This window comes from Nitrospirillum viridazoti CBAmc (assembly GCF_000730165.1).
Classification (GTDB): domain Bacteria; phylum Pseudomonadota; class Alphaproteobacteria; order Azospirillales; family Azospirillaceae; genus Nitrospirillum; species Nitrospirillum viridazoti.
The window spans coordinates 494,424-518,873 of sequence record NZ_CP022112.1 but is presented as its reverse complement, the minus strand read 5'-3'; the positions used below and the strand labels follow the sequence as shown (position 1 = coordinate 518,873).

The following is a 24,450-nucleotide window of genomic DNA, read 5'->3' as shown; positions in this document are numbered from 1 at the left end:
CATCGGATAACCGGCGTATTGCTGCTCAAGGGCGCCCTTGCCCCTCAGCTCCGTAATAGTATGTACCTGATTTTGACCGTCGTGCCGTTTCTCTGCAGCGGAGCCCGCAAGAGCGTATCGTCCCGCTGCATTTTATGGCAGTATCTTCAGCCAATATGCAACTTTTACGCTTAGATGATGAGGTCGAAGCCGTTTGCGAGCAAGAGATTATAGCCCATTGTTTCTCAACTCTATAAAGTCGATTTTCGCCCGGTTTCCTGACGTGGGGTGGGAGCATCTTGTAGCATGGCTGTATCTGAAAAATGAGCGTAGTCGCCCTTCCTGAGCACGTGTCCTCTCTTACGATACGCCCACGCTCTGACTTGGTCGCAGTCGATTTGTTCGCTGGTGCTGGTGGCTTTTCTCTCGGTGCCACGCTGGCTGGTCTGCAAGTCATCGCCGCAGTGGAAAAGGACAAAGATGCGTGTAGAACCTATCGAACAAATCTAGTCGATCCGGTTGTCGGCGGCCCCAAACTGTTCGAAGAAGATATTTTGGAGGTCGACCCTCACCGCTTGATGGATGACGTGGGTTTAGTCCCCGGGGCGTGTGACGTCCTTATTGGTGGACCGCCATGCCAAGGGTTCTCTACGCACCGTTTGAAAAACGTCGGGATCGACGATCCTCGTAATCGGCTACTGCTGCGTTATTTCGAGTTCGTGGCGGCGCTAAGGCCTAAGTTCTTTCTGGTGGAGAACGTTCCCGGCCTGCTCTGGCCCCGACATGAAAAGTACCTGAGGGCCTTCTACGAAAAGGCGGTGGACATCGGCTATGCGGTGGAGACGCCGCGTTTGCTGAACGCCAGGGACTTTGGGGTGCCCCAGAATCGCAAACGAGTCTTTCTACTGGGACGGGACACGCACGTCGCGTTGCCGGAGGTTGCGTGGCCACCAGCGCCGAGCCACCGAGCGCCCGGTGATGTTGAAGGAGAGCGCAACGGCCTTCCTTCTTGGCGGGTCGCGGCTGAAGTATTTTCTGTCCCCACGCCGGAGCCAGATCCCAACAGCCGTTACATGAATCCCAGCCCGCAGATGGTACAGCGTTTCGCTAGTACTCCACTTGATGGCGGCACCCGTCATCAATCGAATTGTACGCTGCCGTGCCACGACGGCCACGACGGCCATAACGACGTGTACGGTCGAATCAATACCTCAGTGCCAGGTCCGACAATGACCACGGCTTGCATAAACCCTTCCAAGGGGCGCTTCGTACATCCATTCGAGCACCATGGCATCACGCTCCGCCAAGCGGCACGCTTCCAAGCGTTCCCCGACTGGTTCGTTTTTCAGGGTGGTTTGATGTCCTGCGGCGCTCAAATCGGCAATGCCGTTCCGGTGGAAATGGGGCGGGCGCTGCTGAGGCCATTTGTCGTAGCCACCGCCAAGTGTGGCGAAAACACACCAGCGGAGGCTGCATAATGCGGGAGGCTGCGTTCCAGACCCGTGCCCGTACGGTCGATCATCTTGGACGTGGGCAGATCGCCGACGCCCCGACGGCGGTTAGCGAGCTTTGGAAGAACGCCTACGACGCTTATGCCAGCTATGTGGGGCTTTACATCTTCGACGGTGCCCCAGAAGTGGCGGCGGTGGTTGATGACGGCTGCGGCATGAGCGCCGACGACTTCACCGAACGCTGGTTAGTACTTGGCACGGAGTCGAAGTTCTCCGACTCCTCGGTTCCCGCCGAAACCTTCGGCTTGACGCCGCGCGAGCGACAAGGCGAGAAAGGTATTGGCCGTCTGTCCGCCGCATACCTCGCGCCTGCGGCACTGGTCTTATCCAAAAAAGCTGGTGCACCATTTGCGGCTGTTCTCGTCGATTGGCGTCTGTTTGAGAATCCCTACCTCAACTTGGACGACATTCGCATTCCGGTCGAGGAATTCGCTGCGCCATCCGACCTAATGGAACGACTGCCCGCGATGATTGATCTCATTCGATCAAATCTTGGTGGGGCGGATGACGAACGCGGACGTCGTCTTTCTGCCGCATGGCAAAGATTCGACGCATTCGAACAATCTCATGGATCTTACACCACTAAGAACGCAATTGCCCAAGCTTGGGCGGAACTGCCGATCGGTGAGCGGCATCTGAATGAATGGCCCGTTTTCGCGGGCTTGGCGGAGCATGGGACCGGCTTTTTCCTGTTGGGCGTCCACTATGAACTTGCTCAGTGGACACGGCCCGACGTCCAAAATGAAGAAATAGAAGCGGTTCGGGAGCGGTGGCGGCAGACGTTAAGCGGCTTCACCGATCCATACAGCTCCAATAAATTGGATTTCAGTTATGAGGTGCTTCTTTATACGGGAAGCAGATCGAGTCGGATCGCAAGTGACACCGACGTCTTTGGGTTCGACGATCTCTGGGCTCTTGAGCATGTGGTCGATGGTGAATTCGATGAAGACGGGGTTTTTCGTGGTCGTATAAAGGCTTTCGGCCGAGATCTTGGGGAGAGAACATACGTTCCAAAGCGCCCTCCTCCGAAGTTCGGCCGAGATCGTTTGGGCCCTTTCCGGTTCTGTATCGCTGCGGCGGAACAAGACCCCCTCAAAACGACCCACACGGCTAATCAGCTCGCGATCATTAAGCAACAGCAAGACAAGCACGCGGGCATCACCTTTTACCGTGACGGATTGCGGGTCATGCCCTATGGCCGCCCCGAATCTGACGTCTTCGAGCTTGAGGAGCGTCGTGGCAGACATGCTGGTCGTTATTATTGGTCTCATAGGAGAAGTTTTGGCCGGGTCGCTATTTCTAGGGGGCAAAACCCCAGTCTCCGGGATAAAGCTGGTCGTGAAGGTCTTGTAGACAATCGCGCCTTTCGGGAAATGAAGGCGTTGGTATCAGGTCTTCTCATTGAAGTTGCCTTCAAATACATCGGATCGGATGCCGATCTACGCAATGAAATATTGCCAGAACTGATGGCTCGGAACGTAGCCGCTAGAACCGCGGCAGAGAAAGCCAGGACCAAGCGGAAAGTTGGTTTAAAGGGTTTTCTTCGCAAGCAGCGGGGAGCATTGGATAGCCGGTTGACGGAAGCTGTAGAGCTTGCCCATGAACTTGAACAAGCTACCAAGCTCGGGGATCGAGAAAAGGTCGCTCTTGCGGCGGCGCGTCTTCAGGACATTGTGCAGGAAAGGCTGGTGCTGAAGCCCCCCGCCGCGGGCGGAAAGCTCGGAGACGTCGAGGAGCGCTACCGAGAATACCGGGACCAGTATAAAGCCTTTGTGGCGGAACTTGATCGAGCGTCCAAGCTCCTGGCTGGTGCGCAGGCTAAACTCGGTCCTACAGATCCAAAGGAAGTGCTGACACGATCCTTCAGCAGCCACCAAGCCACGCTGGCTAACCGGGTAGATGGCTACATGAAGGAGGCCGATCAGCAGATCGAAGCGCTCCGAGGAATCTGGCGTCAGCGGGCTGAGGAGGACCGAGCGAAATATTACCAGCTCAGTCGACCCTTGTTAGAGGAAGACATAGAAAGTCTTTCTCTGGTGAGAATGCTGAACCTGTTAGACAGGCATCGCATGGATCTTGAAGAGGAATTTGCTTCTACCTATGAGCCGTTGGTCAAGTCGCTCCAGCAACTGGCCGAGGGCATTGACCTGGACAGCGCGTTGGCGGTCGTGGATGATGATCGGCAGATTTTGGAAGACAAGGTCAACGATCTGAATGCAGTGGCCCAGGTCGGCATTACCGTCGAGATCATCGGGCATGAACTGGAGACGTTGGATGCGGAAGTGCGTCGTAACCTTTCCCGACTTCCTGATGAAATCCGCAGATCCACCGCCTTTAAGCTCGCCTACGACGCTCACCACGCCCTGACGGAGCGGCTGCGTTTTCTTTCCCCCCTTAAGGTCGCGGGCTACCGGGCACGGGAAACGATCACCGGCCGTCAGATTGCCGACTACCTTGGCGAGTTTTTTGCTCAATCTATATCCAGCAACCGGATCACGTTGACCATTACCGACGCGTTTCGCGGCTTGACGATTTCTGATGTTCCATCAAGAATATACCCGGTGTACATCAATCTCGTGAACAACGCGGTGTATTGGGCGTCTCAGGCAATCGATCGACGAATAACGCTAGACCTAGTGGACGGTCTGGTGGTGGTGGCAGACAGCGGCCCGGGCGTCGATGTGGACGACCTGCACCGGCTGTTCGAGCTTTTCTTCACCAAGAAGCGCTCGGGGCGTGGAATTGGACTCTATTTAGCCCGGGCCAATCTTGCTGTGGCGGGTCACCAAATACGCTATGCCCGTGAGGAAGACCCCCACGTCCTTCCGGGAGCGAATTTCATTATCGAGTTCAAGGGTATCTTGAATGTCGCATCTTAGCGCGTACCAGTCAGCTGTTCTGGGCTCTTTCAATAGCAGAGCCTTGAAAAGCGTCCTTCTTATCGATGACCAGTTCCCTACCTATAAGGACGCCCTTGGTGAAGGGCCGAAGCATTTTTCTGAAAAGAAAAAGGCTCTTCGGCTCTATCAGTCTTTTCATAAGCGCAAAATGATTTGTGACGTTGAGAATGACGTCGCCAATATTGATCTTGGAGTTGATCGCTTTAAGAAAAGTGATCTGATAATTCTCGATTATCATCTCATTTCGGGATCAGAAGACGGAGCAAAGGCGGTCGACGTCGTCCTACGACTCAGCGAATCTGCACATTTCAATACGATTATTGTTTATACACGACACCATGATTTGGCTGAGGTTTGGCTTGAACTTGCTGGCCGTCTGCGCCGAGGATGGGAAGATGATGAATCGGTCATCTTCGCACAGGCTCCCAATAGAGAAGCTCTAGAGGAGCTGTGGGACAAAATCGGCGATCAATTGAGTGATCCACCAATCAGTCTGGTCCGGGCCTACATCACTCGTGGACAAGAGGGATGGAAAGAACACGCCGACGCTGAACAATTCCGCAACGAGCTTGAAGGCCTCGGCGTCCCCAAGCCGGCAATCACACCTTTTACCGACGCGTTGATCCACCGTTTTATGCGACGAGCACTCAGAACCGACTATGGCTCTCCAGGAAAAGAAGTGGCCGGCCGATATGACAAGGAAGAAGGACTCTGCTGGGTTCAAGCTGGCAACTGCTTTGTTGCCGTGGCCCAGAAGGCTAAGGAGGATATAAACGACGAAAACGATCCCGATGGCCTGTTGGCTACGCTGGATGCGGCCTTGCTGGACTGGAAGCCCAGTCTGATCCAAGTGATCGGCTCGGAAATCCAGAATCTGCTGGAACTACAAGCGCTTGCTACGGATGAGCTAAACTTGAAGGAACCGCTCATTCGCACGGGTTTATCGTATTTTATGCTCGAAGGCCTCGGCAGCGAAGTGCCACCAGATGAGCGTCGCGTCTGGGCTTCGGTGGAGACGATTATCGACAAGCTGGTGGATACGCTGAGACGGCGCATCGGAGACGATGAAGCGCTACGGACGATGGCAACATCGGTTTTTCGGGAAAAGCTGGAGGAGATTGGTTGGAGCGAGCCTCCCACTCCTAACCGGACGTGGGACGCCGCTATCCAACTGGGCGCGCCACCGTTTAGGCCTGCAAAGGAAAAGGTGGGCTTCGCCCTGAATTATTATCTTTCCAATGAGCCCCGTCCTAGACGACACATCACGACGGGCACCGTGTTCCATAAGGGCGACACGGATGAGTTCTGGGTTTGCGCCTCACCGTCATGCGACATGGTTGCCAGAAAGGCGCACAAGGATCAGACGTGGCTCCATGGTCTCTTTCCGACCATGCCGATGCTTGCCCTACGACTGCACGAAACGAGCCAACTGAGTGATGCATTGAAGAAGGCCACTCAAGGACGTCATGTCTTCATAAAAACCCTGGATCAGGAGAAGGTGATCCGTGAGAGGGCGTTCTGTATCGAGTCGCCAGGTGTCAACCAGGTTATTTGGGAGCTCCTCTTTCTGCCCGAGAGCAGCACTCTAACAACTGACGCGGACGGTAATTTGATGTTCTCCGCGTCACGAATCCAGTTGGATGGTGCCCGACAGCCGGCGCTGACAGCTGAGAGTTTTGCCGTCATCGGCCAGCTCCGTCCTCAGAACGCTAGCCGCTTCCTGCAATTGGCCGGGCAACACCTGTCACGGATCGGCATGGATCACGTAAAGCTGAGCGGCTGATAGCGATGGTCGACCGCCGGAAGCTGGTTTTATATCCAGGATCGGAGCATGCCTCAATATTGGTGGGTTAATCACAAGCAGACGGTTCGTCAGGAAATCGGTGGTGGTTACCTATGGTCTCCCAAGCAGGAAAATAACGGCGCACGTAGCCAATTCTACGAGAACATGCGGATAGCTAATCCAGGCGACGTCGTGTTGTCATTCGCAAACACATGGATTCGACATGTTGGTGTGGTAGAGGCACACTGCGTTACAGCACCCAAGCCTGGGCATTTTGGTGCGTCTGGAGCGTATTGGGCACAGGACGGTTGGTGGTTACCCATAAGATGGACGCCGCTCTCGCAACCTGTGCGACCAAGAGACCTTGCGGACGAGTTGGCCCCTCTGTTGCCGCGCAAACATTCGCCTTTCAACGCCATCAGAGGCACTGGCAACCAGAAGGCCTATTTGGCGCGGGTAGAGCGTGCCGTTATTGAGACCATCCTTGGTCGCGCCGGTCTCGCGCTCGAAGCTGTGCAGGCCGGCGAGAACCGGTCGTTCGAACAGTTGGTCGAGGCCCTCGACGATGAGGCGGAACGGGCCATCACCCAAGATCTTACGATTGCGGAGACGGAAAGGCTGGAGCAGGTCAAGGCGAGGCGTGGTCAAGGCCGTTTCCGTGCCAACGTGTCGGTCATGGAGAAAGCGTGCCGCATCACCGGCATCTCAAATCCCGATCTGCTCACCGCGAGCCACATCAAACCTTGGCGCTCTTGCACAACGGGAACAGAGCGGCTCGACGGGAACAACGGCTTAATGCTCGTACCGCATATCGACCGGCTTTTCGACCGCGGCCTCATCAGCTTCCAAGATGACGGCCGCATACTTGTTTCCCCGCTGTTAGCCTTTGCCGATGTTCAGCGGCTTGGGTTGACTTCGGCACTGGAAGAAAGCGTAGGTCTGTTCACAAGCGGGCAGGCCGTGTACCTGAAGTACCATCGCGAATTTGTTTTCTTGCGCGAAGACCGGCCGGAAGCTCGCGTACGCTTCAAAGCCCCCTAAGGGCGGCCGGCGCTACATCAAGGGATGCTCAAGCGCCATCATGGAGCAGGCGCAGGGCAGCCCTGGCTCGCCGCCACTTATTCGTTTTCGCTGCTTTTTTTGGGGGGGTGTGCCCAGTCGCCGCTTATTTCCGCTTCTGGTGCTGTTCCTATTAGAAAGTTGGCGCAAAGTACGACAAGCGCAGCCAACTCCTGTCGGACCGGACCGGTGATGCCGCATTCCCAAATGGTCAGCACACGCCAACCGGCGTTGTGGAGCGCTAGTTTGGCTGCTGCATCTCGGGTCCGATTGCCAGCGATCTTCGTCCCCCAGAACTCGGTACGCGTGGCAGGTGGGCGGCCGCGTGGACATTCATGACCATGCCAGAAGCAACCATGCACGAATATGACGGAGTGATACTTTGGAAGCACCAGGTCGGGCCGACCTGGCAGTCCCTTCCGATGTAACCGGAATCGAAAACCCGCCGCATGCAGACTGCGCCGTACCACCATTTCCGGCGCCGTATTCCTGCTACGGACACGGCTCATGGTGAAGCGACGCTGCTCGGGCGTGAGGGTATCCAACTGAGAACTCCCGGAGTTTGGGCAAGCATACGGCATAAGCCCAGGTGATCAATTCGCGATCAACCGCTTCACTGGGTGAAGGGATATGCTATCAGTGATCCCCACCATCGATTTGATCGATTGCGCGTGAAGCGGGATCCAACCAAAACCTCCTGCCAAGGCCACGCTAAGAGCCCGTCCGCGAAGTTCCCTATGATTTTCTGTGTCTTGCGATCCTGCACAGCAGGAGCCGGATCAGGGCTAGGCGCAAGAATGCCAGAGACATCCGGGACAGGTTCTCGAAGTCTTTGGCGAGACGGCGGCAGCGCCCCAGCCAACCGAAGGTGCGCTCGACAATCCAGCACTTGGGCAACACCTCAAAGCCTTTGGCTGTGAATCGGCATGGAATAAGGGCTCTGACGCAAACTTGATGATGGGCAGATCATTCGGCACCGATGACGCGGGCCTGGAGTAGGTCAAGCTTTCCGCGGCCATACATCGTAAGCGTCCGGCCTTGGCCGTGTTGCGCCTTTGACGATGGCTGCGGAAGCTTGGCCGTCGGGATTCCTTCTGGAGGGGTCCAGAAGGAGGGAACGTGGCGGGGGCGACACTGCTGGCGCGTCGGCGGCGCTGGACGACGGAAGAGAAGGCGGCGTTGCTGGCCGAAGTTGACGCGGCGGGCGGCAAAGTGCCGGTGGTGGCGGAGCGATACGGCCTTCCCCGCAGCCTGATCTACAACTGGCGGGCGGCGCAGAAGGCAGCGGCGGCGTTTCGGTCTGAGGCACCGTTGGAGTTCCTGCCGTTGGGGACTGTCGCGGACGCAGAGAGCCCACCGCCTGAAGCGGAGGCGGTGGTTCCTTGGGAACGGAGTCGTTCGGGCCTGATCGAGGTCGAGCTTCCCAGCGGCGTGCGGCTGCGGGTGGACACGTCCGTCAACGAGAAGGCGCTGTCGCGGGTGGTGCGGGCCTTGAAGGCAGCACTTTGATCAGCGTGGCGCCCGGCACCAAGGTCCACCTGGCCTGCCGTCCGGTTGATCTGCGCAACGGCTTCGACGGCCTGGCGGCCAAGGTGCAGCAGGTGCTGAGGGCCGACCCGTTCAGCGGCCATCTGTTCCTGTTCCGGGGCAAGCGGGGCGACTACCTGAAGGCACTGTACTGGGATGGCTCTGGCTTGTGCCTGTTCGCCAAGCGACTGGAGAAGGGCCGCTTTGTGTGGCCGCCTATCGTGGACGGCGGGCTGGTGCTAAGCCCGGCGCAACTGGCACTGCTGATCGAAGGCATCGACTGGCGGCGTACCGTGGTGCCGGAGGCGACGGTGGCGCCCAGCTTGCTGTGAGGCCTTGATTCCGCTTGGATTCTGGTAGGTTGGGCGGGCGTTTGGTAAGATGGGCCATGTCACTCGACACTGCCGATCTTCCGTCCGACCCGGACGCGCTGCGCGCCTTCGCCCTGGCCTGCCAGGCGGAGTTGCGGGCCGCCAAGGCCGCCGTCCGGCTGACGCGGCTGGAGATCGAGAAGCTGAAGATGCACCTGGCGCGGCTACGCCGGATGCAGTTCGGCCAGTCGTCGGAACGGCTGGCCCGGCAGATCGAGCAGTTCGAGCTGCAACTGGAGGATCTGGAGGGCGACGACGCCCAGGCCGAGGCCGTCACGGCGCCGCCCGATGCGGCTTCCACCCCAGCGGCTCAGGAGGGCCGGGGTGTTCCGAAGCGTCGGCCCTTGCCCGACCATCTGCCCCGCCAGGAAGTGATGCACGAGCCGGACACCCGGACGGCGGCGGGTTGCACCTGTCCCGCTTGCGGCGCCGGGATGTCCCGGCTGGGCGAGGACGTGACGGAAGTGCTGGACTATGTGCCTGGCCGCTTCCAGGTGCTGCGCCATGTCCGGCCCAAGTACGCCTGCCAGCGGTGTGACCACATCAGCCAGGCGGCGGCGCCGAACCTGCCCATCCCCCGTGGACGGCCCAGCCCGGCGCTGTTGGCCCACGTGCTGGTGGCCAAGTATGGCGACCACCTGCCACTGTATCGACAGAGCGCCATCTACGCCCGCGATGGCGTCGACCTGGACCGCTCCACCCTGGCCGACTGGGTTGGCCAGGCCGCCTGGCTGCTGGCGCCCGTCGTCGACGGCATCCGCGCCCATGTCTTCGCCGCCGACAAGATCCACGGTGACGACACGCCCGTCCCGGTGCTCGCGCCGGGTACCGGCAAGACCAGGACCGGGCGGCTCTGGGTTTATGTCCGGGACGACCGGCCCTTCCAGGGAACGGCCCCTCCGGCCGCCGCCTACTTCTACAGCCCCGACCGCAAGGGCGAGCGGCCGCGTGACCACCTGAGGGGCTACACCGGCTTCCTGCAGGCCGACGGCTATGCCGGGTTCGAGGAGTTGTACGAGCCCGGCCGGACCAAGCCCGGGCCAATCATCGAGGTCGCTTGCTGGGCCCACAGCCGCCGCAAGGTGTTCGACGTGTGGCAGGCCACGGCGTCGCCGGTGGCCAAGGAGGCGTTGGACCGCATCGCTGTCGTCTACGCCATCGAGGCTGCAGCCCGGGGCAAGCCCGCCGAGGAGCGGCGTGCCCTGCGCGTTCGCACCAGACCGCTGCTGGATGAGTTCTTCACCTGGGCTCAATCCGCCGCCACCCGGCTGTCCGGCAAGTCGGCCCTGGCCGAAGCCTTCCGCTACATCCTTAAGCGCCGGGCGGCCCTGACCCGCTTCCTCGACGACGGCCGCCTGGAGGCCGACAACAATCGCGCCGAAAACAGCCTGCGTGCCATCGCCCTGGGCCGGAAGAACTGGACCTTCGCGGGTAGCGACACCGGGGGTGAGCGCGCGGCCAGCCTCTACACCCTGATCGAGACCGCCAAGCTCAACGGCCTCGATCCGGAGGCCTATCTTCGTGACGCGCTGGCCAGGATCGCCGATGGCCACCCGATCAACCGCATCACCGAACTGATGCCCTGGGTGGCGGCTGTCACGCCCCCATCATAACGGACCAGGCCGGACGCTTACCATACATCTGGCGTTTGACGAGTTTGAGCTTGGTGATCTGGCCTTCGGTTTGGCCATTGGACCAGGGTGACGTGATGGCGGCGGCGACAGCGGCGCGATCCTTGATGATGCCGTTGGCGAACGACGCCACCAGGCTACCTTTGGCCCGATCCAGCCAAGGCCCGAGGTCGCTGAGGGACTTGCGCCGGATCATCCCCTGGAAGTCGGCGACAATGTTCCTGGTATCGACCAAGCCGGGGACGCCCCCTTCAATGGCAGCGATGACGACGGTTTCCGCCTTGGTCAGGGTATCGCTGCCCAAGGTCATGAGCCGCGCGATGGTTCGAGCCGACGGCGTGCGGCTCAGGGCCTCTGCCCCAATTTGATCAGCCCGGCGTCGGCGGGTCGCCCACTCGGTGACTACGCGCAGAGAGCCCCGGAATCCATGCTGCTGCAAACGGCGCCAGAGATCGGCGCCATTGCGCAGCCCTGCCACCCATTGCTGGTCCAGCCAGGGAAGATGAACTTCAAGGGAGCTTTCCCGAGTACGGAAGATGTCTGAGCGCTGGCCGCGCAGGATTTTCCGCACCAAGCCGCGGCTGTGGCCCGTCCGGCGGACGATCTCCCGGATCGGCATGCCTTCCTTGGACAGTCGCTGGACGGCGGCATTGGTTTCCTCACGGCGGATGTACCCATCGTCCTGCAGCCTCTCTGCCGCTGTCAGCAAGGCGGGATCGATGGTGGTGGCGCCCACCGCCGCGCGGATCTGTTTCATCGACTTACGGACGGCGTCCAGGAAGGCACGGCTGGCGTTCTCCATCAGGTGCCAACGGTCGGCGACCTGGGTCACGTTCGGCAGCACCTTGGCGGTTGCTATCGCATAGCCACCGCCACGATCCCGCGCGACAGTGCTGACCTGGAGTTGGCCTTCCAGCCAGGCCTGGACGGTCGCCGGTTCGCGATCCGGCAACAGTGCAATGGTCCGGCGGCGCTCCAGGTCGCAGATTAGGGTTCCGTAGCGCTGATTGCGTCGCCAAGCCCAGTCATCGACCCCGATAACGGTTGGCGGCACGAACTTGGGACTGCCTTGGCGGCGAACCACGCGTAATCGTCGTCTGAGGGCTGCCTTGTTGGATGGGCGGCTGTTGTGCTGAAAGCTATGTGTCGGCGGCGCGTGGGTGTGTGGCCGGCTTGGCATCATGGCAAGCAGTGTGGTTTGCACCGTGGCAGTCCAACGTATCGAGGTCATCACCGGGGCCGGTGGGCGTCGCGCCTATTCGGCGGAGGAGAAGATTCGCCTCGTGGGCGAGGCGCGTGGTGGTCGCGGCGCCGTGGCGGCGGTGGCACGGCGCCATGGGGTGTGCAGCAGCCTGATCTACCGATGGCGCCGGCAGATCCGGAGCGGCGAACTCTCCCCTGAGGCGGCGTCCTTTGTGCCGGTGCATCTGGTTGACGCGGCGCCCCCTGCCGGCGTGGGGTCCCCCGCCGTGCTGCCCTCCCAACCACCGGGGCCGCCCGTTGAGCGGCAGGCCGCCCTGGTCGAGGTGGTGCTCACCAACGGCCGGGTACTGCGTGTCGGCGAGGACATCGCCCCCGCTACGCTCCGTCGTCTGGCCGATGTGCTGGACGGCCGGTGATCACGGTTCCCGCCGGCGTGCGGATTTACCTGGCGATGGGCGCCACCGACATGCGCAAGGGCATGGACGGGTTGGCCATGCTGGCCCAGGAGGTTCTGAAGCAGGACCCGTTCGCCGGCCATCTCTTCGTCTTCCGTGGCCGGCAAGGGCACCTGGTGAAGGTGCTGTACTGGGATGGCCAGGGTTATTGCCTGTTCGCCAAGCGCCTGGAGAAAGGCCGCTTCGTGTGGCCGATCAGCCGCGAGGGAGTGGCGGCTCTCACCCCGGCCCAACTCGGGATGCTTCTTGAAGGCATGGACTGGCGGGCTCCGCAGCGACCCTGGCGTCCGGAGACGGCGGGGTGAGTCCGGGCTGCCACGCTCGCCGGTGATCGGCGCGATGACGGTGATCGGTCCTCCTCGTGGTGGCGCCCTTCCTGTAGAATCGGCCCATGTCGTCCATCGCCGATCCACTGCCCGCTCCATTGCCCAATGAGGTCGAGGCGTTGCGCGCGATCATCGCCGCGCAGGCTGCGGAGTTGGAGGCTGAGCGCCGGCGCCGTGAGGCCAGCGAGACCGAACTGGCGGCCGCCAAGGCGGGCCTGGTGGCCAAGGCGCTGGAGATGGAGAAGCTCAAGATCCAACTGGCCCGTCTGCGGCGGATGCAGTTCGGTTCGTCTTCCGAGAAGATCGCCCGCGAGATCGAGCAGCTTGAGCTGTCGCTGGAGGACCTGGAGGCCACAACCGCCGCCGAAGCGACGATGGCTGGTGCCGAGCTGTTGCCGACGGCACCGCTGGAGGGGGCGCCCGAGGCCCGCGCCAGGGCTGGCCGGCGCAAGCTGCCGGAACACTTGCCGCGTACCGAGATCGTGCATGCGCCGCACGACGCCTGTCCCTCGTGCGGCGGCACCTTGCGCAAGGTGGGCGAGGACGTCACCGAGGTGCTCGACTACATCCCGGCGCGCTTCACCGTGATCCGCCACGTCCGCCCGGCGCTGTCGTGCCGGTGCTGCGAGGGTATGGTGCAGGCGCCGATGCCGTCGCTGCCCATCGAGCGCGGCCTGCCGTCCGCCGGGCTGCTGGCGCATGTGCTGATCGCCAAATACTGCGATCACCTGCCGCTGTACCGGCAGTCCGCCATCTACGCCCGCGAGGGGGTGGAACTGGAACGCTCACTGCTGGCCGACTGGGTGGGCAAGGCGGCAGCCCTGATGGCCCCCTTGGCCAATGCGATTGCCCAGCACGTGCTGGCCGGATCGGTGCTGCACGCCGACGACACGCCGGTTCCCGTGCTTGAGCCCGGGCGAGGCAAGACCAAGACGGGACGGTTGTGGGTCTACCTGCGTGACGAGCGCCCCCATGCCGGACAAGGCCCGCCGGCGGTGCTGTACCGCTACACGCCCGACCGCAAGGGCGAGCATCCGCAACGGGAACTGGCCGGCTTCCGTGGGCACCTGCATGCCGATGGCTATGGCGGGTTCGATGCCCTGTACGACGGCGGCCGGATCGCCGAAGTAGCCTGCATGGCGCATGTGCGCCGCAAGTTCTTCGACGAACACGTCGAAACCGGCTCGCCCTTGGCTGCGGAGGTGCTCAAGCGCATAGGGGTGCTGTTCGACATCGAACGTTCCCTGGTCGGCCTGTCGGCCGAGGAACGCAGCCTGCTTCGCCAAGCCAAGGCTCGGCCAGCCCTGGACGAACTGGCCGCCTTCCTCGATGCCACGCTGCTGCGCATCCCCGGCAAAGGCGACCTGGCCAAGGCCATCCGCTACGCCCGCTCGCGGTGGACGGCGCTGACGCGCTATGTGGACGACGGCCGGCTGGAACTCTCCAACAACGCCGCCGAACGGGCGATCAGGCCCCTGGCCATCGGAAGACGCAACTGGATGTTCGCCGGTTCCGACGCCGGTGGGGAACGGGCCGCCGCGATCTACACCATCACCCAGACCGCCAAGCTCAACGGCCGCGATCCCCAGGCCTACCTGCGCGACGTGCTCGACCGCATCGCCGACCATCCCATCAACCGCATCACCGACCTGCTGCCCTGGAACATCGTCCAAATGCCCTGAGCCGCGCGCGGATCAACTGGAACCGGCCGCAGCCGTCAGACGACGCTTACAACCACGCGCAGTAGCGTGTCGTTGCTCACCGGCATCATCAGCCGTTGCGCCAAGGCCGCCGCAGGCCGCCCGCCGCGGGCCAAGCCCAGGTGATGAACGATCTTATCCAGCCTCGCCGTCCGGCGTGCCCTGGGCGCCAGGACGGTCGGATCGAACCGCTCGGTGAAGACGCGACGACCACACAGAACCGCATCACAGAAGAACCGGCGGGCAATCAGGATCAACTGCACCGTCCGGCCAGCGGCGGGCAGGTCCAGCAAGCTGCGCCGATAGCGACTGTGGACCCGCCGGGCGACCGTTCCACACCCAGGGCAAGGGCAATCCCGCTGGACGACTGGATAATGAGTTGTACCGCCGTGCCGTCGTCGGCAACGTCCGTGATTACCATGCCTGGCAGGACAAACCTTGAGCGGAGAGCGTCTGTTCGCATCGCCTTGATCCCCTTGGAAAAGCGATCACAAACAGACTCCCCAATTTCATCATTTTTGAGTCAGAGCCCTTATTCCATGCCGATTCACAAACAAGGAATGGCGTGACCCGGTACGAAGTCTGGCGGTTGCCCCCCGTCGAGGATGAGCTTGGCTTCGTCAGCGTCGCCCTGGTCGCGGATATGGACGCCGCAGGTGACATCATGGAGCAGGTCGACAAACGCATCGGAGAGTGGCGCGAGACGCTTGACGACGATAACCGCCATCCTTGGCATCGCCGTCGCCGGTAGGAGGCTGTAGCTTCATTTCGTGGCAATAAATGCTGACTGTAGCTTGCTCATTCGGATCAATATTGCGCATTAAGACGCCGCTAGTAGCGTCCTACCTGCGAGAGGCGGGCAAGATCGATGATCCTGTCGGCGACGGCGGACGGCGACATCTCGTCAGTGGTAAGCGAGAAGAATTCATCGGCAGGCGTCAACATCTTGCCGGGAGGCGCCGACATTATCCAGTCTCGTTCATTGGCCATCAGGATGGCCTCGGAACGCGCAGGCTCCGACTTCGAGGCCTTCTGGAAATCGCGCCCGGGGCTCCGGTTGCGCTCCAGGCGCGTCCTGAGCGACGCATTAAGCTCGACGAACACGATCCGCCAGCGGCGGCGCTGGAAAATGGCGCACCAATATTCGACCATCTTGTCGCCCCGGGCAGACGCATGGTTCCAGACGAATGTGCCCACCATCCCGGGAAGAGCGCTCGACGCGGCCGCCGAGAAGATGTCGCATCGCAGTTTGAACACGAGATCCCGGAACTCTTTGGTATCGAAGGAGAACAACGGAAGGGCAGCCTCGATGGCCACATGATTGTGGGTGAGGCCAAAGCCGGTTCTGGCGGCCACCAGCCGCGCGACGGTGGATTTGCCGACGGCCGGAGCGCCCAGCAACAAGACAAAGGTCGGCTGGGTCATGCCACGTCGATCCTTCCCCGCTCCGGCCCGCTGGACGCCGCTTCTTCTAGCACCCGATGACGCAGGATCTTGCCTGTCTTGTTTCGGGGAAGCCTGGGCCACACCTCGACGCGCAAGTCCAGCCCGAGCACGTTGGCCATCGGTGCCGCCATGTTCTCGGCGGCGCGCTGTTCGAGCGGAGTGAGCGAACCTTCCAGAACGACCAAAAGGCAGTCCGCCGCCCTCGGCCCTGTCTCCCTCTTGCCCGCGCCGGCCAGCCCTATGACGGCCGCCGTCTTCCCCAGATCATGGGCAAGCTGTCGCTCCATGGCCCAGGGAGACATTCGCACCCCTCCATGAACGATGAGGTCCGCGGCGCGCCCTCGATAGAATATCTCGCCATCGACTTCCTCGCCCAGATCCCCGGTGCGAAAGGCGTCGCCCTGGAACTGCAGCCCGGTGGCGGCGGGCTCGCCGATATAGCCCATGGCCACAGCGGGGCCGCCGATGACGATCTCCCCGAGCCGATTGTCGGCTGCCGCGCCGTCGATCTGCAGGCGCATGCCTTGGGCCGGACGGCCCAGCGGGATTTCGTCGCTGTCGAGAAGATAGGGATCGCGCACATATACAGCACGCGGCGCTTCGCTCAGCGCATAGTAGAGATATTGCCGGGCTGCTGGAAAATGGCGATGCAGCGCGCGTGATTCAGCCATCGACAGCCCGCCGCTCCCGCATCCCACATAGCGGACGCCGGAGTGCTTGGCATCCACCAACTCGTCCAGCATCGCCTTCACATGGTGCGGCTGAAGGAGCAGAGCATCGATCCGGTGGCGAAGCATCTGATCCACCAGCGTGGGACCGCTCGCCGCGGGGTCGGCAAGGAAGGCGACGCCACCGGTAGCGAGCAGATAGCAGGTTGCGACGATACCGTAGAGATGACTCCCGGGAAGCGGAATAAGCGCACGGTCGCCCTCGGATGCGCCGACCACCTGCGCCATGGACTGTATGGCGAAGGTCAGAGCGCGCGCGCCCAGCATTACCCCTTTCGGGCCGCCGGTGGTGCCGGAGGTGTAGATCACCAGCGCAAGCGCATCCCGAGCCGGCGCATCTGCGGTCTCTCTTCGGCGACTGTCGAGGACCGTGAGCGCGAGCCGGTTATCGCCGATATGTAGTTCGGCTGCGGCCCCTCCCTGCCCGACAATCTGTCCGGCATAGGCCGCATCGCATATGATCGATCCGACGTTGCATTGATCGAAGATGCGCGCCTGCTCTTCGGCCGAGGGCAGGTTGGGCAGTGGCACGGGGACAAGACCGATTTCCCAGGCCGCGAGCATCGCTGTCACCGCGGCGATCGCATTCTCGCAGGCGATCACGACCCTGTCGTCGGGCGCTGCACCCGCGCTTTTCAAAAAGGTTGCAAGCGTGCGCACCGCCTCTGCCAAATCCGCATAAGCGAGCGTTGTTCCATTGTTGCAATCCACCATAGCGAGTGCGGACGCGCGCTGGATAAGCCAGGCGGAAAGAGGCGGAAACTGCGAGTCGGAGAAGATCATGGCTACGCTCCGTAAAGCCAGGCGCGACGCATCAACCGAGGCGCACCCTCGGCGTCCTGGTAGGCTTCGCGGTCGTGGAGGACGACCCTGTTGTTGAGGAAGACCAGTTCGCCCGGCCGCATCCGGAAAAGGAGCATGGCGGGGTCGCTCTCCAGACATTGATCGAAGGCGTCCAGAGCCGTGACGACCACCGCGCTCGGCATCTGACCGGTCATGACGAAACCGGCGTCGACCCAGCGCCGCATATACCGGCAGCCCAGGGTCATGTCTGGGGCTCGGCCCGTCAGAACCGGATAGACGTCGACGGCCGAGCGATCGGCCGCACCTTCCGGGATGCTCCGCGTTTGACGCGGCAGGTCCCTTCGCAGAACCTCAAGCACCTCGGGGCTGTCGTCCAACAGCCGACGATGGATGTTGTAGATATTGACCAGGCGCGTCATGCCGCCGCTCGAAGCCTGGCGAACGCACAACAGCCCGACCAACTCGGGCCAGTTGGAGCTGGCGGTGCCGTCGGTATGAAAGCCGTGCGATTTGTTGGTGTCGGAATAGCGAACATGATCGCGCCCGGAGATCTTGCGATCGTAGACATCGTAAAAGGGGCCCCGCGCCAGATCGAGCCGTCCGAGGCGTTCGCACAGGCCGAGATAGATGCGCTCCGCCAGGCCGTCCTCGAGCCAAGCTGCGGACATGTCCGTTAACAAGACCATATAGGGCGGCCGATAGAGCTTGCCGCGCGCCAACTGCGCAAGCGCATCGAGCGCGCGCTTCGCCCGCCTATCTTCATGTCCACCGGCCTCGGTCCCCAGGACAGCGAGCTCCGGCGCCCATTCTCCAAGAGAAATGCGCCAGTCACCACTCGACGAGCCTGCGGGCGGCCAGCATCCGGTCTCAAGATCGCAAAGGGAGCCCTGCATCCGTGACACCTGCATCAGTAACGAATGAGCTCGAACCGGGCGTCCGCGCCGTCGGCTACGACCCGTCCAAGGCCGCCAATGGGCAGCGTCGCCATCGGCATGGTGTGCCCGAAGTCAACGCCGGCGATCACGGGTTTTCCGGCCAGCTCCTCCTTGCTGGCGATGATCGCGGCCAGTTGCTCGAGCGACATCTTCGACTCGGTCTTGAACCTGCCGACAACCAGCCCTTTCACTGTTTCACCGCCGGGCTGGAGGAGAATGGTCTCAAGGCGGCGATTGAACTCCACCGGCGTCTTGTCCCCGTCCAGTCCATCATTTTCGAGGAACAGCAAGGCCTCCTCCAGGGGGGGAGCATAGGGTGTGCCGTTCAGCAGGCGAAAGGCGTTGATGTTGCCGCCGACAAGACGGCCTTCGGCCTCGCCGGGCTGAATGACGACAATCCCGGGATTGGGCTTGAACGTGCGGGCGTCCTGATCGAGGAACCAGTGATCCTCGCTCCACTGGGGAGCAGCCCGGACGGCGAACGGCGCCTCGGAGAAGAGGCAGGATTGCAGATTAGCGAGCGTGAATTCATTCCCGTCCCGCATACCCAGAGACGAATAATGCGGCCCGTAATAGGTCACCAGCCCGGTCCTGGCGTGTATCGCGTTCACCATCACGGTGATGTCGGAATAGCCGCAAAAGATCTTCGGGTTTGCGGCGATCTTGGCATAGTCGATCAGACTGAGCAGTTCGATCGAGTTGAACCCGCCGATCGAGGTGAAGATCGCGTCCACGGACGTATCCTCGAAGGCCTCCTCCAGATCGAGCACACGATCGCGCGGGTTCGCAGACGAAAGCGCCTCGTTGAACTCCGCGCGGCGACCATAGGAGCGTGTCAGCCCCAAGTCGGCGAGTCGCGCATCGGCGATCTCGCGCACCTCGGGCGCGATAATGGCGAGCGATCGCGATGGCGCGACGACGCGCACATGGCCGCCAGCTTGCAGGCGGCGCGGAAAGATCGACGGTTTCAAAGCGGCCATGGCCCCTCCTTCAGGCGCGGGACGGGATGAACGTCACGAATATCGTCATGTTCGAGCGCCCAGAGCAGGAAGCGCTCCACGCCGAGCCCGAAGCCCGCCGTACGCAGCGGATGCTCCCGCTTGAGGCGCAGGTACCAGTCATAGGGCTCCGCGCTGACCCGCTGGAGTTCGAGAGTGGCCCTGACCGCCTGCTCCGTGGCGTGCCGCTCGCCACAACCAACCGTCTCACCGATGCCCAGCAGCAGATCTGCCGCTTGGGCGCGATCGGGAAGGTCTGGACAGGCCGCCTGGTAGAAGGGCGTCGTCGTCCGGCTCGGGTGCATCAGCCAGATCGCCTCGCGGCCGCTGCGACGCAGAAGCTCTTGTTCACCGGCAGCCGAGATCAGGGGCTCGCCGTTGGTCGCCTCCTGGACAAAGGGGGCCTCATTCCCCAGCCGAGCGACGGCGTCCTCGACCTCCATGCATATGGGCGCGCCTTGTGTCAGATAGGTCTCCAGCCGTTTGCGGGACACGCCCTCGACGCCGTCGAGCATCGCTCGGCAAAGCGCCAGGAGATAGGCTTCGACGAAGGACATGACCTCGTCGAGCCCCCCGACGATCTCGGCTTCGGAATGATAGAATTGATTGAGGTGGCGCGCGTCGGACGCCTCCCCGCGAAAACTCGGCATGATGTAGAAGGCGCCCGGGTGGTTCTGCCGGAGATAATATTCCAGCGCGAACTGCATCGAATCTGCCAGATAGGTGCGTCGTCCGTGGAGCATGATCTCGACCGGCTCGCTGTCGCTGCCGAGCCCCATGGGGCTGGAGATGGAACCCGTCGTAATCGGGACCAGGGCGGGGACGCACCCGCACGAACGGAAGAAGTCGACACTCGTGAAATAGAATAGGCCATAGGCCTGCGCCACCTGACGATACCAGTCGGTCTCCAGCGCTGCGGAGAATTGCAGATCGGGCCTGTCCCAGACGCTGGGGACACGCCGGATGCGCGTCGCCGTCATTGCGCACCCTCCCGTTGCCCCATCTCCTGCTGGCCGCTCTCCTGCCCAGCGACCGCCAGCAGGCTCAGCACAGGGTTGAGCTTGCCCCCGGTCGTATAGGTGAAGGGGTTTCCGGGGCGTTTGTGCAACCGAAACGTCTCCCCGAGAAAGGTCGAGATCGCCGTCTCGCAGCCGGAGACGTCGACTCCCTCATACCCTGTATCGAGGACCAGATCTGCGGCACCGCGCTCGCGCTGGACGATCTGGTAACGCGCGACCCCGAGCCGATCGACGATGCTCATGATCTTGTAGGGCGAGACCGCGCGTCCCGAGCGGGTGTAAAGATAGGCGGCACGTCGACCTTCAAACGGATCGAGCACCGGAAAGGAACTGCCGCATGAACAAGGATCGGGTCGCAGCGCCCCGATGTCGCCGGTGTCGTAGCGGATCAGCGGCATCAGCCAGGATTTGAGCGAGGTGAGGATCAGACGGCCCGTCTCGCCTCGCGGTACGGGCTGTCCTTCGAAGTCGACGATTTCCGGCAACAGATAATCCGCCTGCACATGCAGCGCGCCCTGTCCGCATTCCCAGGCGCAATAGCCCAGTTCGCTCGAGCCATAGACCGAACGCACGGGACAGTCGAAGGCGCGCGACAGCAGCGCTCGCCCGGACGATGTCAGTTGTTCGTATGAAGACAGGACCACCCTCGGGCGGACCGGTAGAGACTGACTCAGGACATGGTCGGCAAACTCCTGCAAACGCGAGGCGGCTCCGTAAATCAGTGTCGGCCTGACCGACGACAGTGCCGTTGCATATTCGAGCATGGCCCCGCCATTGTGTGCGCTACGCAGGTTCCAGCAGGTATAGGCGCCCGGCACAATCCGGGTTTCGAGGAGCGCCCGGCCCGCATGATGAAGACCGAGATCGAAGAGGTGCCCAGAAGCTGGCAGGCGCAGTTCGCGGTGTAGACGCAACAACAGGCCCGCGTCGATTGCCGCTTCCCGATCTGCCTGGAAATGGCTGGCCGGCACCCCGCTGCTGCCGCTAGTCGAGCGGATCCGGATTTCCCGGCCGTGAAGACGCCGATCAGCCTTGTCCCTGGCCACGAGGTCGAGCGTCCGCGCCTGGAGCAACTCCCGCGTGAGGATAGGGATATGGCGCAGGCGGGTCGCGCCGAGCCCCGTAAGCACTTCTGCATAATAGGGAACATTATGACGGGCATGGGTCAGCAGGGCGTCGAGGTGCTGCAGGACATCGCCAGTCGGTCGCGACCGGGCATAGGCGGCGGCCCGGCGCTGCATCACTACCGCGGCGGGATGCAGCCGGCCCAGCTGACGTCGAACGGCATGCCACCAAAGCTCGGACCGAACCGAAGCGCGAAACGCGTCTTCGGATTCGCCCGCTCCGGTCGGTCGGAATGCGGTCATGCCCAGGTCGTCTTAGCTGCCCGATCCCTGACCGGGCCCGAAGGCCAGAACCTCGCTGGAAATGCGCGCGCCATCCGTGAAAGCGAGGTCGTTCAGCAGGACATAATAATCACTCGCGTCGATGTCCTCGGCCGGCGAAACCCGCACCTGGTTCGGCGCCACGAGCGTCATCTGCGCAGCATATTCACGCTCATTGGCGGAGTATTTTGCGTTCTTGTCTTGGACCGTTTCCGGAGCCAGATCCTTGTCGAACGTCACATACGACGCCCAGCCACGGGCCTCAAAAGTGGGATCAGACTGACTTTCCATGATATGACCTCGCGTTAAAAAGCCACATATCAAAAGAACAACGTTACTTGAGTAATGAGAACCATACTGCGCAAGTCAGGCGGCCCGTCCTGTGAAGCGCCGCCCCGGCTTCAGGCCGCAGGCGTTTGCAGCGCTTTGAGCAGCTTCACTTCGTCAGGTGCGCCCCAGCCGGTGCAGGCGTCCCAGCCTGGCCCGGCCTGATATTTGCTGTTCAGCAGCGCATCGGTGTCGTTGTTGCCGCTCACGATATCGCGCAGGGGCGCGGAGCCGGGATCGCTGCACGTGACGAGGAGATTGTGTTTGGCCACAAAGGCCAGTTTCTCCCGCGTCATGTATTTGCGCTCGCCCGGCCGCATGTGGTCGAGAGCGTCAAGACCGAGCAGATCCTTCTTACGCTTCACGCCAAACGTCAGTTCAATACAGCAGCTTGTGCTCGTTCGGCGCATGGCTTTCGCGCTAGGCGGCAACATGTGCTGGCTGTTCTTGAGAACGGCGTGATTGTCCATCTGCGCCTCCATGTTGCTCGCCTTTTGGGACCTGATTATACACGCTTTGCGCGTATGTAGGAAGGCCTCGCGTTCGCTTCAAACGAACTGGATCACGCTGCTGAACCCGGAGAGATGCTCGCGGGGGCGCTCGCCTTCGCGGTTCGGGCTGAAGCGATAGAACGCCGCCAGCGTACGGTCGCCGCACCAGGGCCGCTCATCGACCAGATAGGTCCAAAGGCGGCCAAGCCGGGCCTGGCCGTTGCTCGGCGCCAGCACCTCACCTTCGGCGCTTCCCGAGGGTCCTCCACGACGGCAAAGTGGTCGAGCAGGCTGCATAGCCGCGACGGCTGAAACGTCTCATCAATCTCACCGGGCATCCCACACCTTCCTTCAGGATATGAGCCCTCCAGGAATCACACCCGGCGCCTCAGGAAAAGCCCTGCCGTCAACCGTTAACCTGACCTCGTCGCCCTGGGCACGGTGCGGTGGCTCTTGCGCCGGATGCCCATGTGGCATACAGTCGTGCTACACGCGGATCATCAAGATCTGGCGCCCTGATTGCTAAGGCGATCAATCCCTTGGGCCTTAGTCGGCGAAACCTCCCCTAGGGGACGCCACACTTCCAGCACTTTAGCTGGATTTTGCGGGATAGTTACGGGACAGTTTACCTCAGCGATCATCGCGAGGACCTGCATCCCATGGCCACCATCACCCCCTGGTAGAATCGAGACGGCCAGGTCATCGGCTACCAGGCCAAGGTGCGCCGCACCGGTCACAAGCCCGTCTCCAAGACCTCCGAGAAGCGCCGCGACGCGTTCTCCTCCGCCGTTACCGCGAAGCCGTTACCCCGGTGCTGGGCTGGCTATCCGTTCCGAGCTGTTCAGAACCTTCCGTGGGAGTTGGCCAGCCGCCCCCAAGCGCCAGGAACAGATCGATCTGACGATCGGCCATTTGCGCACGGGATAGGGCCAGCGTCGATTCTGCGTTCGCAAGGGCGGCTTCGGCGTAAGCGTCGTCTGTGGGCTGCCTTGTTGGATCGGGGGCTGTTGTGCTGAAAGCTATGTGTCGGCGGCGCGTGGGTGTGTGGCCGGCTTGGCATCATGGCAAGCAGTGTGGTTTGCACCGTGGCAGTCCAACGTATCGAGGTCATCACTGGGGCCGGTGGGCGGCGCGCCTATTCGGCGGAGGAGAAGATTCGCCTGGTGGGCGAGGCGCGTGGCGGTCGCGGCACCGTGGCGGCGGTGGCAGGGCGCCATGGGGTGTGCAGCAGCCTGATCTACCGATGGCGCCGGCAGATCCGGAGCGGCGAACTCACCCCTGAGGCGGCGTCCTTTGTGCCGGTGCATCTGGTTGACGCGGCGCCCCCTGCCGGCGTGGTGTCCCCCGCCGTGCTGCCCTCCCAACCACCGGGGCCGCCCGTTGAGCGGCAGGCCGCCCTGGTCGAGGTGGTGCTCACCAACGGCCGCGTGCTGCGTGTCGGCGAGGACATCGCCCCCGCCACGCTCCGTCGGCTGGCCGATGTGCTGGACGGCCGGTGATCACGGTTCCCGCCGGCGTGCGGATTTACCTGGCGATGGGCGCCACCGACATGCGCAAGGGCATGGACGGGTTGGCCATGCTAGCCCAGGAGGTTCTGAAGCAGGACCCGTTCGCCGGCCATCTCTTCGTCTTCCGTGGCCGGCAAGGGCACCTGGTGAAGGTGCTGTACTGGGATGGCCAGGGTTATTGCCTGTTCGCCAAGCGCCTGGAGAAAGGCCGCTTCGTGTGGCCGATCAGCCGCGAGGGAGTGGCGGCTCTCACCCCGGCCCAACTCGGGATGCTTCTTGAAGGTATGGACTGGCGGGCTCCGCAGCGCCCCTGGCGTCCGGAGACGGCGGGGTGAGTCCGGGCTGCCACGCTCGCCGGTGATCG

General features: G+C 62.2%; 23 protein-coding genes and 3 pseudogenes. 12 read left to right on the top strand and 14 right to left on the bottom strand.

Annotated elements, in window-relative coordinates; genetic code table 11:
* The first annotated feature begins 302 nt into the window (after positions 1–302).
* From Y958_RS24155 to Y958_RS32565, 4 genes are read left to right on the top strand one after another with little or no spacing between them, the layout of a single operon-like run.
* Positions 303–1,457 carry a DNA cytosine methyltransferase gene (locus Y958_RS24155; RefSeq protein WP_088874488.1) on the top strand — a complete coding sequence of 385 codons (1,155 nt, stop codon included), beginning with the start codon at positions 303–305 and terminating at the stop codon, positions 1,455–1,457.
* Positions 1,457–4,369: an ATP-binding protein gene (locus tag Y958_RS24150; RefSeq protein WP_088874487.1), complete on the top strand. Its 2,913-nt coding sequence runs from the start codon at positions 1,457–1,459 to the stop codon at positions 4,367–4,369. The genes Y958_RS24155 and Y958_RS24150 overlap by 1 nt, the downstream gene beginning before the upstream one ends.
* A complete protein-coding gene (locus tag Y958_RS31565) occupies positions 4,356–6,173 on the top strand; it encodes a response regulator receiver domain (RefSeq protein ID WP_145728007.1) in 1,818 nt (605 codons plus the stop codon). Before Y958_RS24150 ends, Y958_RS31565 begins: the two co-directional genes overlap by 14 nt.
* 48 nt (positions 6,174–6,221) lie before the next feature.
* Positions 6,222–7,214, top strand: a complete 993-nt coding sequence (locus tag Y958_RS32565) for an HNH endonuclease (protein ID WP_088874483.1) — start codon at positions 6,222–6,224, stop codon at positions 7,212–7,214.
* A gap of 77 nt (positions 7,215–7,291) precedes the next feature.
* Here the strand turns inward: Y958_RS32565 and Y958_RS24125 are convergent, their stop codons facing one another.
* Positions 7,292–7,741 carry a very short patch repair endonuclease gene (locus Y958_RS24125; protein WP_244909698.1) on the bottom strand — a complete coding sequence of 150 codons (450 nt, stop codon included), beginning with the start codon at positions 7,739–7,741 and terminating at the stop codon, positions 7,292–7,294.
* A 226-nt stretch (positions 7,742–7,967) separates the two neighbouring features.
* Positions 7,968–8,150 (bottom strand): annotated as a pseudogene (locus Y958_RS24120) (transposase); the annotation flags it as partial.
* 201 nt (positions 8,151–8,351) lie between these two features.
* Between Y958_RS24120 and tnpA (Y958_RS24115) the strand changes: the two are divergent.
* From tnpA (Y958_RS24115) to tnpC (Y958_RS24105), 3 genes are read left to right on the top strand one after another with little or no spacing between them, the layout of a single operon-like run.
* Positions 8,352–8,741: an IS66-like element accessory protein TnpA gene (gene tnpA / locus Y958_RS24115; protein ID WP_088874481.1), complete on the top strand. Its 390-nt coding sequence runs from the start codon at positions 8,352–8,354 to the stop codon at positions 8,739–8,741.
* A 5-nt stretch (positions 8,742–8,746) separates the two neighbouring features.
* On the top strand, positions 8,747–9,091 hold the full coding sequence (gene tnpB, locus Y958_RS24110) for an IS66 family insertion sequence element accessory protein TnpB (protein WP_425600698.1): 345 nt from the start codon (positions 8,747–8,749) through the stop codon (positions 9,089–9,091).
* A 56-nt stretch (positions 9,092–9,147) separates the two neighbouring features.
* Positions 9,148–10,743 carry an IS66 family transposase gene (tnpC, locus tag Y958_RS24105; RefSeq protein WP_088874479.1) on the top strand — a complete coding sequence of 532 codons (1,596 nt, stop codon included), beginning with the start codon at positions 9,148–9,150 and terminating at the stop codon, positions 10,741–10,743.
* Here tnpC (Y958_RS24105) and Y958_RS24100 read toward each other — a convergent pair.
* Positions 10,727–11,851, bottom strand: a pseudogene (locus tag Y958_RS24100) (ISL3 family transposase); the annotation flags it as partial. The gene tnpC (Y958_RS24105) and the pseudogene Y958_RS24100 sit on opposite strands and share 17 nt — an antisense overlap.
* A 115-nt stretch (positions 11,852–11,966) precedes the next feature.
* Between Y958_RS24100 and tnpA (Y958_RS24095) the strand changes: the two are divergent.
* The 3 genes from tnpA (Y958_RS24095) to tnpC (Y958_RS24085) all read left to right on the top strand — a co-directional run bounded on the left by tnpA (Y958_RS24095) (position 11,967) and on the right by tnpC (Y958_RS24085) (position 14,427).
* On the top strand, positions 11,967–12,380 hold the full coding sequence (gene tnpA, locus Y958_RS24095) for an IS66-like element accessory protein TnpA (RefSeq protein ID WP_186291266.1): 414 nt from the start codon (positions 11,967–11,969) through the stop codon (positions 12,378–12,380).
* The gene (gene tnpB / locus Y958_RS24090; protein WP_088871131.1) at positions 12,377–12,724 is read left to right on the top strand and encodes an IS66 family insertion sequence element accessory protein TnpB; all 348 of its coding nucleotides are present in this window, start codon (positions 12,377–12,379) and stop codon (positions 12,722–12,724) included. Before tnpA (Y958_RS24095) ends, tnpB (Y958_RS24090) begins: the two co-directional genes overlap by 4 nt.
* Before the next feature lie 86 nt (positions 12,725–12,810).
* Positions 12,811–14,427, top strand: a complete 1,617-nt coding sequence (tnpC, locus tag Y958_RS24085; protein ID WP_411861225.1) for an IS66 family transposase — start codon at positions 12,811–12,813, stop codon at positions 14,425–14,427.
* 35 nt (positions 14,428–14,462) lie between these two features.
* Here the strand turns inward: tnpC (Y958_RS24085) and Y958_RS24080 are convergent.
* The 11 genes and pseudogenes from Y958_RS24080 to Y958_RS24030 all read right to left on the bottom strand — a co-directional run.
* A pseudogene (locus Y958_RS24080) lies at positions 14,463–14,786 on the bottom strand (transposase family protein); the annotation flags it as partial.
* Positions 14,787–14,992: 206 nt separating this feature from the next.
* Entirely contained in the window at positions 14,993–15,172 is a 180-nt protein-coding gene (locus Y958_RS31560) for a hypothetical protein (protein ID WP_145727522.1), read from the bottom strand.
* A gap of 104 nt (positions 15,173–15,276) precedes the next feature.
* On the bottom strand, positions 15,277–15,870 hold the full coding sequence (locus Y958_RS24070; RefSeq protein ID WP_088874477.1) for an AAA family ATPase: 594 nt from the start codon (positions 15,868–15,870) through the stop codon (positions 15,277–15,279).
* Positions 15,867–17,402, bottom strand: a complete 1,536-nt coding sequence (locus tag Y958_RS24065; protein ID WP_088874476.1) for a class I adenylate-forming enzyme family protein — start codon at positions 17,400–17,402, stop codon at positions 15,867–15,869. The genes Y958_RS24070 and Y958_RS24065 overlap by 4 nt, the downstream gene beginning before the upstream one ends.
* Before the next feature lie 2 nt (positions 17,403–17,404).
* A complete protein-coding gene (locus Y958_RS24060; protein ID WP_186291588.1) occupies positions 17,405–18,316 on the bottom strand; it encodes a TauD/TfdA family dioxygenase in 912 nt (303 codons plus the stop codon).
* Positions 18,317–18,330: 14 nt separating this feature from the next.
* On the bottom strand, positions 18,331–19,338 hold the full coding sequence (locus Y958_RS24055) for a S66 family peptidase (RefSeq protein ID WP_211098770.1): 1,008 nt from the start codon (positions 19,336–19,338) through the stop codon (positions 18,331–18,333).
* The gene (locus tag Y958_RS24050) at positions 19,326–20,336 is read right to left on the bottom strand and encodes an amino acid--tRNA ligase-related protein (protein ID WP_088874474.1); all 1,011 of its coding nucleotides are present in this window, start codon (positions 20,334–20,336) and stop codon (positions 19,326–19,328) included. Before Y958_RS24050 ends, Y958_RS24055 begins: the two co-directional genes overlap by 13 nt.
* Positions 20,333–21,742: a phenylacetate--CoA ligase family protein gene (locus tag Y958_RS24045; protein WP_088874473.1), complete on the bottom strand. Its 1,410-nt coding sequence runs from the start codon at positions 21,740–21,742 to the stop codon at positions 20,333–20,335. The genes Y958_RS24050 and Y958_RS24045 overlap by 4 nt, the downstream gene beginning before the upstream one ends.
* 12 nt (positions 21,743–21,754) lie before the next feature.
* Positions 21,755–22,051, bottom strand: coding sequence for a hypothetical protein (locus Y958_RS24040; protein ID WP_088874472.1), 297 nt, complete (start codon positions 22,049–22,051; stop codon positions 21,755–21,757).
* A 110-nt stretch (positions 22,052–22,161) separates the two neighbouring features.
* Positions 22,162–22,557 (bottom strand): hypothetical protein, encoded by a 396-nt coding sequence (locus tag Y958_RS31555; RefSeq protein ID WP_145727523.1) that lies wholly within the window; start codon positions 22,555–22,557, stop codon positions 22,162–22,164.
* Between the two features lie 78 nt (positions 22,558–22,635).
* On the bottom strand, positions 22,636–22,815 hold the full coding sequence (locus Y958_RS24030; RefSeq protein WP_186291587.1) for an IS66 family transposase: 180 nt from the start codon (positions 22,813–22,815) through the stop codon (positions 22,636–22,638).
* An 848-nt stretch (positions 22,816–23,663) separates the two neighbouring features.
* On the opposite strand from Y958_RS24030, the gene tnpA (Y958_RS24025) reads away from it, so the two are divergent.
* On the top strand, positions 23,664–24,077 hold the full coding sequence (gene tnpA, locus Y958_RS24025; RefSeq protein WP_186291586.1) for an IS66-like element accessory protein TnpA: 414 nt from the start codon (positions 23,664–23,666) through the stop codon (positions 24,075–24,077).
* A complete protein-coding gene (gene tnpB / locus Y958_RS24020) occupies positions 24,074–24,421 on the top strand; it encodes an IS66 family insertion sequence element accessory protein TnpB (RefSeq protein WP_088871131.1) in 348 nt (115 codons plus the stop codon). Before tnpA (Y958_RS24025) ends, tnpB (Y958_RS24020) begins: the two co-directional genes overlap by 4 nt.
* Positions 24,422–24,450: the final 29 nt, after the last annotated feature.